Origin of the sequence: Paraburkholderia aspalathi (genome assembly GCF_900116445.1) — a bacterium.
GTDB lineage: Bacteria > Pseudomonadota > Gammaproteobacteria > Burkholderiales > Burkholderiaceae > Paraburkholderia > Paraburkholderia aspalathi.
In genome coordinates this window covers 65,798-83,500 of the sequence record NZ_FPBH01000011.1, presented here as the reverse complement: position 1 = coordinate 83,500, position 17,703 = coordinate 65,798, and the positions used below count along the sequence as shown (strand labels likewise).

The following is a 17,703-nucleotide window of genomic DNA, read 5'->3' as shown; positions in this document are numbered from 1 at the left end:
CGTCGGCAGTAGAAGGGAAAGGAAAACCATGTCCACCGTATTCCATCGTTCGCCGAAGCAGTCACTGCCGGTGGCTATCGCCGGCGACGGCATCGAGATCATCGATTCCACCGGCAGACGCTATATCGATGCCTCGGGCGGCGCAGCCGTCTCATGCCTCGGCCACAGCAACCAGCGTGTGATCGACGCGATCAAGCGGCAATCGCAGCAATTGCCGTATGCGCACACATCGTTCTTCACCACCCAGGTCGCCGAGGAACTCGCCGACCGCCTGGTGGCGAGCGCACCGCAAGGGCTCGAACATGTGTACTTCGTGTCGGGCGGCTCGGAAGCGATCGAGGCGGCGCTGAAACTGGCGCGGCAGTATTTTGTGGAGAAGGGCGAGTTGCAGCGCCGTCATTTCGTCGCGCGTCGTCAGAGCTATCACGGCAATACGCTGGGGGCGCTGGCGATTGGCGGCAATGCATGGCGGCGCGAGCCGTTTCTGCCGATCCTGATCGAAGCGCATCACGTGAGTCCGTGCTACGCGTATCGCGAGCAGCGCATCGACGAAACCGAAGAGCAGTTCGCACAGCGTCTCGCGGATGAACTCGAACAGAAGATTCTCGAACTCGGCGCTGACACGGTGGCCGCATTCGTTGCGGAAACGGTGGTGGGCGCAACGGCCGGCGCCGTGCCGCCGGTGCGCGAATACTTCCGCAAGATCCGCGCGGTGTGCGATCGCTACGGCGTGCTGCTGATTCTCGACGAGATCATGTCGGGCATGGGCCGCACAGGCTACCTGTATGCCTGTGAAGAAGACGGGATCGCGCCGGACATCCTCACGATTGCCAAGGGGCTCGGTGCCGGCTATCAGCCGATCGGCGCGACGCTGGTCAGCGACCGGATCTACCAGGCGATCGTCGGCGGCTCGGGGTTCTTTCAGCATGGGCATACCTATATCGGCCACGCCACGGCCTGCGCAGCGGCGCTCGAAGTGCAGCGCGTGATTGCCGATGACAAGCTGCTGGCGAACGTGCAGGCGCGCGGCGAACAGTTGCGTGGCCGGCTGCGTGAACACTATGCGCAGCATCCGCATATCGGCGACGTGCGCGGACGAGGGCTCTTTGTCGGCGTCGAACTCGTGCAGGACCGCGCCACTAAAACGCCGTTCGACGCAAAGCTGAAACTGCATGCTGCGATCCGGCGCGAAGCGTTCGCCCGCGGCTTGATGGTGTATCCGATGGGCGGCACGGTCGACGGCAAGATCGGCGATCATGTGCTGCTGGCGCCGCCGTTTATCTGCACCGCGCGCGACATCGACGAGATCGTCGGCCGCTTGACCGATGCGGTCGAAGGCGCGTTGACTGCCATCTGACACCCTTTCCATCTCTGCGAGTTTTACGATGACCGACCGTTTGCCTCACTTCGAACTATCCGATGCCACAGCCGAACAAAAGGCCGTACTCGACGAGATTCTGTCCGGTCCACGCGGCAATCTGAACGGGCCGTTTCTGGGCTGGATTCATAGTCCGGAGCTGGCGCAGCAGGCGCAGCGACTCGGCGCGTTCTGTCGCTATCGCACCGGCTTGCCGCTGCGCCTGTCGGAGCTGGCGATTCTGGTGACCGCAGCGCGCTGGCAGGCGCAGGCCGAGTGGTATATCCACTATCCGATCGCCCTCGATGCCGGGGTGGCCGAAGCGGATGCCGAGGCGATCCGGCAGGGTCATCGGCCGTCTTTCGCGGATGCTGACGACGCCTTGATCCATGACTTCGCGAGCGAACTGTACGACACCAAAAGGGTGTCGGATGTCACCTATAGAAAGGCGGTCGAGCGCTTCGGCCACGAGGTGGTGATCAACCTGGTGGGCTTGCTCGGCTACTACGCCCTGGTGGCGATGACACTGAACGTGTTCGACATGCGCGCAGTGAGGCAGGAGAGCCTGCCGTTCGCCGAGTAGCGACTGCGCCCTGAGTCTGCTACACGGATTGCGGCACGGACCGTGACGTGCATCAGCGAACCGTGTGCCGGCGTCGTCACGACACTGGCACACGGAAGCGCCTATGATGAAGTTCGGTCCACGCCCGCACCTCTTGCGCCGCGCGGCACGCCCCGAAGGAAGTTCCGTTGGGGCACTCACGACCGATGCCGATACTACGAATACCCGGGCTGGACCGTTGTGGGCGGCATCACGTAGGGTTGAGGAGCGGCGCGAAGCAGGGCAAACAGGAGAGAGCAATGAAGCGCAAGGCATCAGCAGTCTGGCAAGGCGGCCTGCAAGACGGCAAAGGCTCGATTTCCACTGACAGCGGCGTCCTCAAGGACACCCAATACTCGTTTGCCACGCGCTTCGCGGACGGCATCGGCACGAATCCGGAAGAGCTGATCGCGGCTGCGCACGCGGGTTGTTTCTCGATGGCGCTATCGGCCGAACTGAGCAAGGCCGGCATCACCCCTGAACGTATCGCCACAGCGGCCACCGTCACGCTCGACAAGGACGGCGGCGGCTTTTCGATTACCGCGGTGCATCTGGATGTAGCCGTGAAAATCCCCGGTGGCGATAAAGCCGCGTTCGAGAAGGCGACCGCGGACGCCAAGGCGGGCTGCCCGGTTTCCAAGGTACTGAAGGCCACCATCACGATGGACGCAAAGCTCGAAACCTGAGCGCGCGGTTTGTCTATTGCGGACAGATGAAGGGCTGGCTGGCGGCGGTAGCCAGACCGCCGGCTGCCACTCTCCGTTCTTGCTGTTTACTGCTTATTTAACGAACACACGACGACGATCCGGCAGCGCGTGGGCGCAAAACGCCGGTCGTCGTTTTCAATGGGACCGTCGATGACAACGCAAACCGAAAAAGCACGGCAATTCCAGTCATATCACGCAGCGAGCGAGGGCTTCATCATCCCGAATCCCTGGGACATCGGCACCGCGCGGCTGCTCGCGCTGGCCGGTTTCAAGGCGCTCGCCACCAGTAGCGCCGGCTATGCGTTTTCGCGTGGCCTGCCGGATAACGCGATCGGCCGCGCGCAGATGATGGTGCACCTCGCCGAAATCGCGGGTGCGACCGATTTGCCGGTCAGCGCCGATCTGGAAAACGGCTTCGGCGACGCCCCGGAAGACTGTGCCGAGACGATCAGGCAGGCCGCGGCTGCGGGCGTGGTCGGCGGTTCGATCGAGGATGCAACCGGCCGCGCGGATGAACCGATCTACCCGTTCGAGGCTGCCGTGGAGCGCGTGCGCGCGGCAGTCGCCGCGGCGCGTGCTCTGCCGTTTCCGTTCACGCTGACGGCGCGTGCCGAGAACTACCTGGTGGGCCGGCCCGATCTCGACGATACGATCCGGCGTCTGCAGGCTTACCAGGAGGCTGGGGCCGACGTGCTTTACGCGCCCGGCCTGAAGACGCGCGAAGAGATCGCCGCCGTAGTCAGTTCGCTCGACCGGCCGGTCAATGTGCTGATGGGCTTGCAAGGCGTGCTGCTCAGTTTCGAGGACCTGCAGGCGCTGGGTGTGCGGCGTGTCAGTGTGGGCGGCTCGTTGGCGCGCGCGGCGTTGGGTGCATTTCTCCGCGCCGCGCACGAGATGCGAGATCACGGCACTTTCAACTACACGAAAGAAGCCGCCAGCGGCAATGAGATCAACCAGCTCTTCACGAGCGCCGCGCAGAAGTGGGGCAAATAGACGGCCGTACCCGTTTCGAATCTCGCCTTGCTTTCTTGAACGGTTAGTCATAATATCCGTCACATGAAGCAATCTGGCAATTCGAAGCAATTCGCGAAAAAAGACGGTGAGGCCTGCCCTCGGGGGCGGCCGCGCGAGTTCGACACGGACACCGTCTTAACCAGCGCAAGCCAGGTTTTCTGGAATCACGGCTATCACGCCACCTCGATCGACGACCTCTGTAAGGCCACCGGCCTGTTGCGGGGCAGTCTGTACGGGGTATTCGGCGACAAGCACGGCATCATGCTCGCCGCGCTCGATCACTACGCGGAAGGTTCGGTCGCGCGGCTCGCCGAACGGCTGAACGCGCCGGTGCCGGCGGAAGAGGCACTGCGCAATGCTTTGCTGCATTACGCCCGGGTCGCGTGCGCGCTGACCGGCGAGCGCAGCTGCTTCATCACCAACACCACACTGGAGATGCAACCCGGGGACGAGGAACTGCGCACCCGCGTCGCGGCGATTCAACGTCGTATGGCTACGCTGCTGGCGGCCTCGGTGATTCGCGGCCAGGCGAGCGGCGCCTTCAATTCCACGCTCGATGAAAAAGCCGTTGGCGATTTCCTCCTGTGCGTGATGCAAGGACTGCGCGTATTGGGGCGAGTCGCCCACAAGGAAGATGCGCTGATCGGAATCGTGGACGTCGCCATGCGTGCGCTCGTCTAATTTTTTTACCTAATTTTTGAACGAACGGTCATGAATAGAGACCCGATCAAGCCCGCTCCGGCGGCATTTGTTGGTCCGGCAGGCGGAGCCGCCGCCGCCGTTTGTCCAGGCGTGGGTGCGGTTGCCGCTAGCGGGATTGCCACTGCTACGAAGGCCACCCACGCTGCAAAGGCCGCGTCCGGCTTCGAGCGCCAGGGGCTCGCGCTTGCTGTGCTGTTCGTCGGCGCCTTCCTCGCGCCGCTCGACTATTTCATCGTCAACCTCGCGCTGCCGTCGATTCACACCGGCCTGAACGCTACCGACGCGCAATTGCAACTCGTGGTGTCCGCCTACGCATCCGCTTATGCCGTGTTGCTGATCACGGGAGGGCGTCTCGGCGACCTGTTCGGCCGGCGCCGCATGTTCATGACGGGCATGGCGGCCTTCGTGGTCGCCTCCGCGCTGTGTGGCTTCGCCACCAGCGGCCACATGCTGGTGATCTCGCGGATCGTGCAGGGCATCGCCGCCGCGGTCATGGCGCCGCAAGTGCTGGCCACCATCCGCGCGGTCGTGCCGCTGCATCGGCAGACCAAGGTCATGAGCCTCTATGGTTTCGTCTTCGGGCTGTCGTCGATCGTGGGTCAACTGGGCGGCGGCGCGCTGATCACGTATCACCCGTTCGGGCTCGACTGGCGCATCATTTTTCTGATCAACATTCCGATCGGCATCGTGGCCTTCATCGGCACATGGAAGTTCGTGCCGGAAAATCAGCCGGCCACCAACACCGGCATCGACCTGAAGGGCGTCGCGCTGCTCTCGATGGTCCTGCTGCTGATCATCTATCCGATGACGCACGGCCGTGAAGCCGGCTGGCCCGCGTGGACCTTCGTGATGTTCGCACTGGCCGTCCCCGTCTTCGCGCTATTCGTGGCGACCGAGCGGCGCGTCGAGCGCGGCGGTGGCCATCCTCTGGTGGATCTGCAATTGTTCCGCAACCCGGCCTTCGCACTGGGCCTGGTGCTCGCGTTCCTGTTCTATTGCAACAGTGCGTTTTTCCTGACCTACGGGATCTTCCTGCAAACCGGCTTGCATTGGACGCCGCTCGCTTCCGGCATGGCCATCATGCCGTTCGCGATCGGCTTCGTGATCGGGCCGTTGACGTCGCCCGCGGTGGTCAAGCGAATCGGCGGTCATGTGTTGGCGCTCGGCTTTTCGATGATGGCCGTCGGCTTCACGGTCACCGGCTGGTCCGCGACCCATGCCGCTACGCCCGATCTGCTGTTCTATTGCGGACTGGTGTGCGCGGGTGTCGGTCACGGCCTGCTCCTGCCGTCGATCATGCGCATCGTGCTGCTGGAAGTCGCGCCGGAGAAGGCAGGGCTTGCTTCGGGCGTGGTGTCGTCGACCTTGCAGATCGGCTCGGCGTTCGGCACGGCGGCCATCAGCGGCGCGTTTTTCGGCGTGATTGGCGGTCGCGACACGTCGGCTGTCTATGCGCACGCGTTCCAGTACAGCCTCGCGATCAACGCGTGTCTGATGTTCGTGTGTATCGGTTTGAGCGTGCTGCTGGTGCGGCATCAACAGCTCGCATTGCGTCGCGCTGCACAGCCGGTTTAAAAATAGCGGACCGGAGATCGTTTTCAACGGTGGTCGCTAAAAACTATTATGCACTTTAAACAAAACTGGTTTTGGAGTGGGTGCATTTACCGATGAGTTTCCCGTTCATAGGTAATTCCGCGTGTGAGCGATCGGAATAAACCCGAATCGGGTTTGTCGGTGGCTGTTTAGATATGACAAATCCAGCGCGCATTTTCTACTGGCGCACCGGGTTTGCCGCCGTAAGTTTTGCGATCGTGCAATGCCGCACGGGTGGTGGCCTGGCGCCGTTATAAAGGGTTTTCCCCGGTTTTACCCATCGACTGCCGGGATGGGAAACCTATTCCAGTCCCAATGAAAACGGTATCAATAAAAAGCGCTTGCCGTAGTTAATTTCGATTGTTAATCTTGGCCAACTTTTTAGAGTTTTCATTCGGCAGGGTTCTATGTTGCAAAGCACGGTGCGATGACTTTATTCCGCTCAACGGGTTCCGCAGGGGATTGAATATGCTGACCGCTACCATTGACGTATTCGAAACACCGCCAGCCGCACGCTTCAATGTCGGCGATGTCGTCACGCTGAAGGAAGGCGGTCCGCGCATGACGGTGACGTATGCGGGACCGGTGGCGCTCAATCCGGGCGACTGGCTGATTTGCGAGTGGTTCGACGAACATGGCGAGCTGCGCCGCGAAATGTTCGCGCACGAGAGCGTGCGGGCTGAGCCGCGCTCGATTCCCGCCGGCTCGGTGATGTGGGGCAGAATGGGCCGGGCTGCCTGAGAGAAGCGGCCCAGCGTACGTATGCGCCCCGCGAACCGGTTTATCCATCGATCAGTTTCAACCCCGCCACTGACAGCACGATCAAGGTCATGCAGATCACGCGGGGTGCCGAAACCGGGTCGTTGAACAGCATCACGCCCAGCACCGTGATGCCAAACGATCCGATCCCTGTCCATACCACGTAGGCCGTACCGGCCGGCAAATGCTTCATCGCCAGCGTCAGTAAAAACACGCTGCCGAGCGCGGCTGCAACGCCACCGATGCTCGGCCACAAGCGCGTCCATCCGTTTGCATATTTCAACGCCAACGCCATCAGGATTTCGACCGCGCTTGCGGCGAGCAGAATGAGCCATGCCATCGTGAGCCCCATCGGTGAGTGGTGAATGAGCGGCCAGCTTAGGGCTATAGTGATGCGCTCACCATTACTTACCCACTGGTAACCATGGCATTGCCCGAGTCCACCAACGCGCCCCTCGCCTCGACCGAACAGCCCTACCGCGGTGACGTTTTCGATGCCGCCTGTTCGTCGCGGCTCGCGCTCGAACTGATCGCGGGAAAGTGGACGCTGCTCATCCTGCCGGCGCTGCTGCCCGGCCCGATGCGCAATAACGCCTTGCTGCGCAAGATCGGCGGCATTTCACAGAAGGTGCTGACGCAGACGCTCAAGGAACTCGAGCGGAACGGGCTGGTGATCCGCGAGGAGCAGCCGGGCGCGGTGGCGCTCGTGGAGTACCGGCTGAGCGAACTGGGGCGAACGCTCAGTGACGCGCTGGTGACGCTCGATCATTGGGCCGAGGAAAACGCGGCCGAACTCGACGCTGCGCGTGAGCGCTATGACGCGCGGCAGCAAACGCACCGCTAGCCGGCTGCCTGCGGTTGCTGCGCACAATTGTTATTGAATCAAGGCTGCTTGTTTTCCGGACGCTCACGCGCCGCGGACCGCCTTTGCACGCGTACCAGAAGGGCTGACGAAAACGCGCGCATCCGCACGATCTTGCGCGTCTCTACCACTTCGCCGGCCACGTTCTTCGGCGGGTTGGGCTGTAGCGACCAGTAGAGGGCGAGCAGCCAGCCGAAGCCGGTCCAACCGAGGCATGCGTTGAAGAGCGCAAGCGTCAGCACGTCATGACGCTTGCGCCGGTCCGCGAGAATGCTCGGCAGAAAATACAGCGCCAGCGCGAGCACCGCGGCGATGGCCTGTACCACGACGTTGCCACCCATAGCCTGGCTCCTCAGGACGCGATGTATCCCCCGATTGTCGCGCGATTGTTTTCTTTGCGCTGGGTTGTTCCGAAACCTGCATGCAAGGCGAGGGGGTTCAGCGCGTCGCCCATCAGGACTATCATGGACGTTTCGACTGAACAGAACCGCCACGGACCGCCACCATGATCTCCGACGATACGACCCAGCAGACCCAGCGCATCAACCAGGACACGCTACGCGAATTCGTAGACCGTAAATGGAATGACGAGATTGTTCCTGCGCTCACGGACTACATCGCCGTGCCGGCCAAGAGTCCGGCGTTCGATCCCGAGTGGGTCAAGCACGGCTACCTTGAGCGCGTGATTACCGACGCGGCGCAATGGGCCGAACAGCAACCCGTGCGCGGCCTGAAACTCGAAGTGATCCGCTTGCCGGGCCGCACGCCGGTGATTTTCTTCGAAACGGCCGCGACCCGATCGGGCAGCGAAGAAACCATCGTGCTCTACGGCCACCTCGACAAGCAGCCTGAATTCGACGGCTGGCGCAACGACCTCGGCCCCTGGACGCCGAAGCTCGAAAACGACAAGCTGTACGGCCGCGGCGGTGCCGACGACGGCTATGCGATCTACGCGAGCATCACGGCGCTGGCCGCGCTGGACGCGCAAGGCATCGAGCGTCCGCGCTGCGTCGGCCTGATCGAAACCTGCGAGGAGTCGGGCAGCTACGATCTGCTGCCGTACGTCGACGCATTGCGTGAACGGCTCGGCAAAGTCGGACTTGTGGTGTGTCTCGACTCGGGTGCGGGCAACTACGATCAACTGTGGCTCACTACGTCGTTGCGCGGTCTGGTTGCCGGCGACCTCGAAGTGCAGGTGCTCGACGAAGGCATTCACTCGGGCGGATACGGCGGCATCGCACCGTCGAGCTTCCGCATCATGCGGCAACTGTTCGACCGCCTCGAATACTCCGCCAACGGCACGTTGCTGCCGAAGGGTTTCCACGTTCAGATTCCGGCGGACCGTCTGCGCGAAACGGAAGCGACCGCGCAGATTCTTGGCGACGACGTCTGGAAGAAACTGCCGTGGGCCTGCGGCCAGGACGGCCGTCAGGTGCTGCCCACCACCACCGATCCGCAGGAAGCCTTGCTCAACTCGACATGGCGTCCGTCGTTGTCGGTCACCGGTGCGGCTGGCTTGCCCGCGCTTGCCGACGCCGGCAACGTGCTGCGTCCGCGCACGGCATTCAAGCTGTCGCTGCGCCTGCCGCCGCTGATCGAAGCGGAAAAGGCGGTCGCCGAACTGAAGGCGTTGCTCGAATTCGATCCGCCATACAACGCCAAGGTCACCTTCAAACCGGACGCCGGCGCGGCGAGCGGCTGGAGCGCGCCCGATCTCGCACCGTGGCTCGCCACCGCGCTTAACGACGCGTCGCGCACCCACTACGGCGCGGACGTTGCCTACATGGGGCAGGGCGGCACGATCCCGTTGATGAACGTATTGAAGTCGGGCTTCCCGAAGTCGCAGTTCATGGTGTGCGGCGTGCTCGGGCCGAAATCGAACGCACACGGACCGAACGAGTTCCTGCACGTGCCGTATGGCAAGAAGCTCACGGCAGCCGTTGCTCAGGTGATCGCGGCCGCGCCTTGATGAGCGTTTCGCTGCAATGACGCAGCAGGCGAATTAGCGGGCGCCCCGGGGCGCCCGCGTTTAAATATGCGAATTGAATAGTCCGTCTGTTAGCCCACAAATAAAAAACAAACCTCTACAAGCTATATTTTCGATTGCATTACCTAATCGAAGACTATTTCTTTCTCTTCCAAATCCGGCAAAAAATTCAAGCTTTGTTCGTTCGCTAATTTATTGCAGCCGGATGCTCATTTGCGGGCTAATTTCGCCCTTCCCCGGTGCGCAAGCGTTTGCGTCCGCAGGATCTTTTACCCATCCGTTCGCCTCCCCGCAGAGCGCCGTCTGGCGGGGCTTCACGCGCGTGTTGCATTCATCTGTTGGTTACCCCGCTCCCATCCGATTCCGGTCTGCTTTAGGCTCGCATTGCAATGCCAGTGTTTAACCTTAAAAGGACCGTTCAAAATGAATCTGCATAACCACCACGCCTGCCGTCCGTTCCTTGAAGCCGGCAATTTGTCGCAAGTCTCCGCCTACTATGAAGAAGGCCGCAACATCATGTGGATGATGCTGCGGGCGCAGCCGCGTCCCTGTTTTAATCTCGATCTGGTGCATGACATTCTGGGTCTCGCGCAGGCAGCACGAGAATCCGGTTTGCCGATCGATTTCTGGGTGACCGGCTCGTTGATTCCGACCATGTTCAACGTCGGGGGCGACCTCGATTTCTTCGCTGACACGATCCGCTCCGGCAAGCGCCAGGCGCTGATGGCGTACGCGCGCGCCTGCGTCGATTGCGTGCATGCTGCCGCGCGCGGTTTTGATACGGGGGCAATTTCGATCGCGATGGTGGAGGGCACTGCGCTTGGTGGCGGGTTCGAGGCGGCGCTCGCGCATCATTTCCTGCTGGCGCAGAACGACGCGCGCATGGGCTTTCCGGAGATCGCGTTCAATCTGTTCCCGGGCATGGGCGGCTATTCGCTGGTCGCGCGCAAGGTGGGGATGCGTCTGGCCGAGGAACTGATCGGCATGGGCGAGTCGCACACGGCTGAGTGGCACCACGGCAAGGGACTGGTCGATCAGCTGTTCGAGCCGGGCGACGCTTATATGGCGACGCGCACCTTCATCGATACGCTCCGGCCGAAGATGAACGGGATCCGCGCGATGCTGCGGGCACGCCAACGGGTGCTGCAACTCTCGCGCGCCGAGCTGATGGAAATTACCGAGGACTGGGTGGATGCCGCGTTCACGATCGAGGAGAAGGACCTCGTCTTTATGGAGCGGCTGGTGATGCTGCAGAACCGCCGTACTTCGAACCTGCGCCAGACGGCCTCCAGCGCGGCCAATTTCGCCTGAATCGCTCCGGGTCTCGACCCTATCGAGCGGCAGTGGGCGAGTTCCTCAATCCCCAAGGGACGTGTTTTTCGGGCGAGTGGAAGCTCAGGCAATCAGTCTGAGCTTCTGCCTGTCCTGCAACCAGCGTTCGAACTCCGCGACCGGCATGGCCTGGCCGTACAGGAAGCCCTGTACGTAATCGACGCCCAGCCCCCTCATGAACACCTCTTCCGATTCGGTTTCGATGCCTTCGGCGACCACCTTGAAATTCAACTCCTGCGCGACCACCACCATGGAGCGCACGAGTGCTTGCGCCTTGGTGTCGGCGTTGATCGAGCGGACAAAACTGCGGTCGAGCTTGATGACGTCGAGCGGAATGCGGCCCAACTGCGAGAGCGACGAATAGCCGGTGCCGAAGTCGTCCAGGTGAACCTGCGCGCCGAGCTGGCGGAACTGCTTGATCAGATCGATTGCCGCCGCTTCGTCCTCGATCAGGCAGCTCTCAGTGAGTTCCAGGTCGATCAGGCATGGATCGAGATTCGCGCGCTGCAGCGCTTCGCTGAAATGCCGCACCACCGCCGTATCCACGAGTTGCCGTGCCGACACATTGATCGCGATGCGCAGGTTGTAGCCGTCCGCCTTCCATTTGGCTGCCTGCTTCGCGGCCGTTTCCATGACCCAGCGGCCGAGCACGCCGATGAGCCCGGATTCTTCCGCATAGCGAATGAATTCCACCGGCATGATCTGCCCGCGCTCCGGCGAGTTCCAGCGCACCAGCGCCTCCACGCCTTGCACCGCACCGGTGGCGAGTACGAGCTTGGGTTGGTAGTGCAGCGTCAACTGACCCTCTTCGAGACCGCGGCGCAGGTTGGTGTCGAGCCACATGTACTCGGCGACCTTGCGGTTCATGTCGGGTGAGAACACGCGATAGGTGCGCTTGCCTTCGTCTTTGGCAACGTACATGGCCGTGTCCGCCGAACGGATCAGCGATTCGAGGTCGTTGCCGTGTTCCGGATAGCGCGCGATGCCGATCGAGCAGCCCGTGTAGACCTCGACGAGCCCCAGGCTGAACGGCGTGCGCAGACGTTCGAGAATGCGCTGCGCGGTGGCTTCGAGATCGTGGGCGGTGCCTTGGGCGGCGAGCACGATGAACTCATCGCCGCCGAGGCGCGCGAGTACGTCGCCTTCGTTCAGGCAGGTGCTGATCGCCGACGACACATCGCGGATCAACCGGTCGCCGAAGACATGGCCGTAGTGGTCGTTGACCTTCTTGAAGTTGTCCAGATCGAGGAACAGCACGCCGACCGATTCACCTGGGGCAGCCGCTTCGATCGCAGCGCTGATCTTGTCCTGGATCGCGTTGCGATTGGCGAGGCCGGTGAGCGAATCGGTGTTCGCCAGTTCGGTGAGCCGTTCCTGCGCGAGCCGTTCTTCCGTGATGTCGGTGCCCGAGCAGATCAGAAACTGTTCTTCGACGCCGCTGCCGCTGTGAACGAACTTGTTGCGAAACAGGAATAGCCGTTCGCCGCGAAGGGTTTTCACGCGCCGCTCGACTTCGTACGAGACACCGCGATTGAAGAAACCCGTGATGTTCTGGCTCGACGCCGCGCCGGACTCAGTGGACATGAACAGCGCCCACACATTGCGGCCGACGATGTCTTCTTCCTTGACGCCGGTGAGTTCCTCGGCGAGACGGTTGAAGCGCTGTATTCGACCGTGTCTGTCGACGATCACCACGACCGAATTGACTTCGGACACGACCTGTTCCGCGAAAGAGAGACCATGGACGAGGTCGCGTGCAACGGACTCCGTATCGTCGTAGGCCGAGGCGGTGCCTGCCCAGGTATTGCTGGCGAGTTTTTTACCGACGAGGTGCAGGCGCAGCGGTTCGCCGAACAGCCGTACGTCGAGGACGAGGTGCGAGGTGATGCCGGTGAGACAGCGGATTTGCGAGGCCTGTTGGGGATTCAGCGGAATGGCGACATTAGCCGGCACGTCACCGGTGACGGGCGTGAGTTCCAGCGCGTTGCTGTCGTTCGACAGACGCCAGCAAGGGCTGCTTGTGCCGAACTGGGCAAACAGCACCTGATCGTGTTGGTCGTCGTTCATGAGATCCCCGGGCGGTGTGCCGATGAGCCAACCATAAAGGTGGGGTGGCGGCAAACAGTCTTCATCATACTTAAAGACTGACCCCATTGTAGCGAAGCGGCTGGCCTTCGGGCCTATAAACATTAACGGTCGTGATGGCCTTCGTCTTAAGACTTTTGTTTTGGCGTGCGCATTGGCCTGAAGCGTCGAAATCGCATTAAAACCGCGTTAAACCGCCGCGGAATTAGCTCAGGACTGCCTCAAAACCGCCGGGCCAACGCGCTTCGGGCGTGTTCCCGCTCTGTGGGAATCGTTTCCACCGTGGGGTCAAACCAGAAAGTCCCCGCAACCAGCGTCGCGATAACGATTCCATCGCGATACAAAACCCGATTCCCGGCAACGGCAGGCACGCGTTCGCCCACCAGCAGCGTACCGGCGAGATTCAAAGGATCGGTTCCGGCGACACACACAAAAGCACCATCGTTCGCATGCCGTCGAACTTCACGCAAGATTGGAATCGCTTCCGGTAAAGCAAACTGTTCGCCGGCGAGGCCATTCACGAACCGCCCGCCACGAATGACACCGCGCGCTTCGAGCCGTTGAAACACGCGCAACAGGTCCCGCCACGGCGGCAGCCACTCGGCCTCGCGTTCGAGTAAGCGCCAGAACACCACGCCATAGCGGCGCAGCAACGTCATGGCGACATGCTCGAGTACTTCGGGGGCGAATTGCTGACGGCGCGCCGGCGATGCTTCTGATGTCACAACAACGGGCTGCCGGCTGACGAGGGCCCAGCGTCCCGCGTCGTCCATTCCTCCGATCAATGCACTCGACCTGACACGCCGGCTACTGGAATAAGCACTGCGTTTGGCGACGGGTTTCAATAACGCCCGCAAGCCGGCGAAACTATCGGAATTCACGAGGCCCGCGGCAACCAGCTCGCCCAGTGCGTTCTCCAGTTCCATACGCAAGCCGTGTACCTCGGCCAGCAATTCGTCGAAAAACATCGCGCCATGCTGCGATAACGTGTCATGGACGCTCTGCGCGCGCGCCGATAGCTCCGGTTGTTTCGACGGATCGATCAGCGCGCGCCAGACGCGTACCTGCGCGCGCGGCAACAGCACGATCGGCGTGCTGCGCACCGGTCCCGCCGTACCGCGTGCCCGCTCGGTCAGACGGGTCCAGACGATCTTGCCGGCACGGCATAGTTCGTCGAGCGAAATGTTCGCGTACGCCTTTACGCGCGCCGGCAGAATATCTTCTTCCCATGCCCCCGCTGCGGCCTGAAAACCCTCCATCTGGTCGAGAACGGCGGCTAACGCGTCGCGTCCCTCGCTGCGGGTGTCCGGCGTCAAATGCTGCCACTCGAACAGAAAACGCATGAAGTCGTGCCGTTCCACCGGCTCGATTTCGCGTCGCAAGCGTTTGACCGTGTAACGGTGGATCCGCGCAAGCAGATGGCGTTCGCACCATTCTTCTCCGGTTGCGCCCGGCGAGAAGCGGCCGCGCATCACGTAGCCTTCAGCTTCGAGGCGCGTCAGCGTGTGTTCGACCGACGCCGTGGGCAAGTTCAGTGCCTGCGCGATTGCACGCACCGGCAGTGGGCCGAAGCCGGTGAGCCGGGCGCGCAGCACGTCGAGCAGGGCGTCGTCGGCGCTCCAGGTATCGGTATAGCCCTTCGGTGCGGTGAGCGCGGGCTCAAACCGGGCGTCTGGGTAGAGCGCCTGGAAACAGGTCAGGCGCTCGGCGGGCAGCCACAGCGCGTCCTCAGCCGCGATCCGCAGGCGGGTCGCGCGGCCGGATTCGGCAAGCGAGGTGAGCCATGCCGGCCACGCTTCGATATTGCGCGCTTCAGCCTCCGTGATGCAGGCGAGACCTGTTAGCGCTTCGTGCATCTCGTCGGCGGTGCGCGCCTGCGGCCATGCCTCGTCGCGCACACTGTCGATCGCGTCGGCGTCGAGTGCACCGAGGTCGTCGGCGCTGGACGGATCGGTCCAGCGGCGGTTCTGCACGGCTTGCGTGCGGCGCTCTTCGATCGGCGCATCGTCGAGATAGGCGTAGGGCTTGGCCGTGAGGATTTCGGCCGCAAGCGGCGAGGGCGCCGGCAGATCGCGGGCGATCAGTTGCACCTCGCCCCGTTCAATACGACGCAGCAAGGCGATCCAGCTTTCGCTGTCCATCGCGTCGTGCAGGCAGTCGTCGACGGTTTGGTCCACTAAGGGATGATGCGGCAGTTCGCGCTCGCCGACGATGTTTTCCAGGCACGCGGCCTGTTCGGGGAACACGCTCGCCAGCAGATCTTCGCTGCGCATGCGTTGCAATTGCGGCGGGGTCTTGCGCCCGCCGGTATAACGCGGCAGGCCGAGCGAGGTGGTCGCGTTCCAGCGCCAGCGCACGCCGAAGAGCGGCGCGTCGAGCAGCGCCTGGATCAGCAGATGCTCGGCGCTGTTCGAATGGAGGTATCGCCATACTTCGTCGAGTACGAAGGAATGGCTGCCGGTCAGCGAGAGGATGATCGCGTCTTCGGTGGCGGCGGCTTGCAGTTCGAAGTTGAAGGTCCGGCAAAAACGCTTGCGCAATGCGAGACCCCACGCGCGGTTCACGCGACTGCCGAACGGTGCATGGATCACGAGTTGCGTGCCGCCGGATTCGTCGAAGAAGCGCTCCATCACGAGCGTGTTTTGCGTCGGCAGCACGCCGAGCGCGGCGCGTGCGCGGGCGAGATAGTCGACGATTTGCCGCGCGGCGGCTTCGTCGAGACCGAGGGCGTCGACGAGCCAGTCGATTGCGCGTTGGATGCGCGCCGTCATGAGCTCTTCCCCATCGAGCAGGCGCCCAATCTGCTCACGCAGGCGCGCGACGCCGAACGACAGTTCATCGCTGCGCCCCGGCGCCTCGCCTAGCCAGAACGGGATATTCGGCGGCTGTCCCTGTGCGTCCTCGACCCGCACGCGGCCGCTCTCGATCCGCAGAATCCGGTACGACGCATTGCCGAGTTGAAACACGTCGCCTGCCAGACTCTCGACGGCGAAATCCTCGTTGACGGTGCCGATATTGATCGCCTGCGGTTCGAGCACCACCGCATAGTCGGCGTTCTCGGGAATCGTGCCACCTGAGGTCACGGCGACCAGTTTGCCGCCGCGCCGGCCGCGCAAGGTGCCGCTCACCACGTCGCGATGAATATAGGCGCCGCGCGGGCCGTGACGGCTGGTATAGCCTTCGGCCAGCATGCGCAGCACCGCGTTGTATTGCTCGCGCTCGAGGCCCGCGTAGGGGGCCGCGCGCCGCAGCATCTCGAACAGTGCGTCTTCGCTCCATTCGGCGCTCGATACTTCAGCGACGATCTGTTGTGCAAGCACGTCAAGTGGCGCGCGCGGAATCCGCAACGCGTCGAGTTCACCACGCCGCACGCAATCGAGCAGTGCGGCGCATTCGATGAGATCGTCGCGCGAAGCGGGAAAGAGCCGGCCCTTCGGCATGCCGCCCACATGGTGACCCGAGCGTCCCACACGTTGCAGGAACGGCGCGATCGCGCGCGGCGAACCCATCTGGCAGACCAGATCGACGTCGCCGATATCGATGCCCAACTCCAGTGAAGCGGTGGCGATCAGCACCCGCAACTCGCCGCGTTTCAGGCGCTGCTCGGCGTCGAAGCGATGTTCCTTGGCGAGACTGCCGTGGTGCGCGGCGACCGCATCCTTGCCGAGCCGCTCGGTCAGATGACGCGCCGCACGTTCGGCCATGCGGCGCGTGTTGACGAAAATCAGCGTGGTGCGATGCATCGCGATCAGTTCGGCGAGGCGGTCGTAGATGCGTTCCCACACTTCGTTCGGCATCACCGCTTCGAGCGGCACGGGCGGAATCTCCAGCGCGAGATCGCGCTCGCGAATGTGACCCACGTCGATGATCGCGCAGTCCGCTGGGATATCGCTTTCGATGCTCGCGCCACCCACGAGAAAGCGTGCGACAGCACTGACCGGTTTTTGCGTTGCCGACAGACCGATCCGCGGTAGGCGCCGCTGACACAACGCGTCGAGACGTTCGAGACTGAGCGCCAGATGACTGCCGCGCTTGCTGCCGGCAAGCGCATGAATTTCATCGACGATCACCGTGCGCACCGTCGACAGCATGCGCCGGCCGGAATCTGAGCCGAGCAGGACGTAGAGCGATTCCGGCGTGGTTACGAGAATATGCGGCGCGCGTTTTTTCAGCGCGTTGCGCTCCTGTTGCGTGGTGTCGCCTGTGCGTACTGCGGTACGGATGTCGAGCGGCGGCAGGCCGCGCGCCTCGAGTTCCGCTGCGATGCCTTGCAAAGGCACCTCCAGGTTGATGCGGATGTCGTTGGAGAGCGCTTTTAACGGCGAGACGTAGACCACGAGGGTTTCGTCGGGCAACGCGCCGCCGTTGGCGAGGCCTTGCTGGACGAGTTCGTCGAGCGCGGACAGGAAGGCGGTGAGAGTTTTGCCCGAACCGGTCGGCGCGGCCACCAGCGTCGAGCGTCCGCTGCGAATCTGCGGCCAGGCGGCGGCCTGGGCATCGGTGGGGGCGGGGAAGGTCTTCAGGAACCAGCTGGCGACTGCCGGATGGAAATCATCCAGCGCGCCAGGCGTGAAAGGGCCCGAAGCAGCGTTTGAAGTTGGCTGCACTACCGGATCGACGCCCGAAGAATCAGAGCGCTCGTCCAACGCGGCGGTGGATGTCGAGGCCGAAGTCATGCTGGCATAGATGGGGACGCGATGTGCC

The 17,703-nt window shown here is 62.8% G+C and carries 14 protein-coding genes; 10 read left to right on the top strand and 4 right to left on the bottom strand.

All coding sequences use genetic code 11. The annotated features are described in order from the left end of the window. Positions 1-28 precede the first annotated feature (28 nt). The 7 genes from BM438_RS18360 to BM438_RS18330 all read left to right on the top strand — a co-directional run bounded on the left by BM438_RS18360 (position 29) and on the right by BM438_RS18330 (position 6,715). A complete protein-coding gene (locus BM438_RS18360) occupies positions 29-1,357 on the top strand; it encodes an aspartate aminotransferase family protein (RefSeq protein WP_093635898.1) in 1,329 nt (442 codons plus the stop codon). Positions 1,358-1,385: 28 nt separating this feature from the next. Beyond that, the gene (locus BM438_RS18355; protein WP_093635896.1) at positions 1,386-1,940 is read left to right on the top strand and encodes a carboxymuconolactone decarboxylase family protein; all 555 of its coding nucleotides are present in this window, start codon (positions 1,386-1,388) and stop codon (positions 1,938-1,940) included. A gap of 278 nt (positions 1,941-2,218) precedes the next feature. Continuing rightward, on the top strand, positions 2,219-2,644 hold the full coding sequence (locus BM438_RS18350; RefSeq protein WP_093635893.1) for an OsmC family protein: 426 nt from the start codon (positions 2,219-2,221) through the stop codon (positions 2,642-2,644). A gap of 171 nt (positions 2,645-2,815) precedes the next feature. Then, positions 2,816-3,658 carry an isocitrate lyase/PEP mutase family protein gene (locus tag BM438_RS18345; RefSeq protein WP_093636153.1) on the top strand — a complete coding sequence of 281 codons (843 nt, stop codon included), beginning with the start codon at positions 2,816-2,818 and terminating at the stop codon, positions 3,656-3,658. Positions 3,659-3,721: 63 nt separating this feature from the next. Beyond that, positions 3,722-4,360: a TetR/AcrR family transcriptional regulator gene (locus BM438_RS18340; protein WP_093635891.1), complete on the top strand. Its 639-nt coding sequence runs from the start codon at positions 3,722-3,724 to the stop codon at positions 4,358-4,360. 30 nt (positions 4,361-4,390) lie between these two features. Then, the gene (locus BM438_RS18335) at positions 4,391-5,956 is read left to right on the top strand and encodes an MFS transporter (protein ID WP_093635889.1); all 1,566 of its coding nucleotides are present in this window, start codon (positions 4,391-4,393) and stop codon (positions 5,954-5,956) included. 486 nt (positions 5,957-6,442) lie between these two features. Further along, on the top strand, positions 6,443-6,715 hold the full coding sequence (locus BM438_RS18330; RefSeq protein WP_093635887.1) for a YodC family protein: 273 nt from the start codon (positions 6,443-6,445) through the stop codon (positions 6,713-6,715). 40 nt (positions 6,716-6,755) lie between these two features. Here the strand turns inward: BM438_RS18330 and BM438_RS18325 are convergent, their stop codons facing one another. Next, positions 6,756-7,073 carry a DMT family transporter gene (locus BM438_RS18325; RefSeq protein WP_093635885.1) on the bottom strand — a complete coding sequence of 106 codons (318 nt, stop codon included), beginning with the start codon at positions 7,071-7,073 and terminating at the stop codon, positions 6,756-6,758. An 84-nt stretch (positions 7,074-7,157) separates the two neighbouring features. Between BM438_RS18325 and BM438_RS18320 the strand changes: the two genes are divergently transcribed. Then, positions 7,158-7,577, top strand: coding sequence for a winged helix-turn-helix transcriptional regulator (locus tag BM438_RS18320; RefSeq protein ID WP_093635883.1), 420 nt, complete (start codon positions 7,158-7,160; stop codon positions 7,575-7,577). A 38-nt stretch (positions 7,578-7,615) separates the two neighbouring features. On the opposite strand, the gene BM438_RS18315 is transcribed toward BM438_RS18320, so the two are convergent. Further along, positions 7,616-7,936, bottom strand: a complete 321-nt coding sequence (locus BM438_RS18315) for a superinfection immunity protein (RefSeq protein ID WP_093635880.1) — start codon at positions 7,934-7,936, stop codon at positions 7,616-7,618. Positions 7,937-8,100: 164 nt separating this feature from the next. On the opposite strand from BM438_RS18315, the gene BM438_RS18310 reads away from it, so the two are divergent. Both BM438_RS18310 and BM438_RS18305 read left to right on the top strand, forming a co-directional pair. Continuing rightward, positions 8,101-9,564, top strand: coding sequence for a M20 family metallopeptidase (locus BM438_RS18310; RefSeq protein ID WP_093635878.1), 1,464 nt, complete (start codon positions 8,101-8,103; stop codon positions 9,562-9,564). 441 nt (positions 9,565-10,005) lie between these two features. After that, entirely contained in the window at positions 10,006-10,893 is an 888-nt protein-coding gene (locus BM438_RS18305; protein WP_093635875.1) for a crotonase/enoyl-CoA hydratase family protein, read from the top strand. Positions 10,894-10,977: 84 nt separating this feature from the next. Here BM438_RS18305 and pdeR read toward each other — a convergent pair whose 3' ends face one another. Further along, positions 10,978-12,981, bottom strand: coding sequence for a cyclic di-GMP phosphodiesterase (gene pdeR, locus BM438_RS18300; RefSeq protein WP_093635873.1), 2,004 nt, complete (start codon positions 12,979-12,981; stop codon positions 10,978-10,980). 239 nt (positions 12,982-13,220) lie between these two features. Beyond that, positions 13,221-17,675, bottom strand: a complete 4,455-nt coding sequence (locus tag BM438_RS18295) for a DEAD/DEAH box helicase (protein WP_167378414.1) — start codon at positions 17,673-17,675, stop codon at positions 13,221-13,223. Positions 17,676-17,703: the final 28 nt, after the last annotated feature.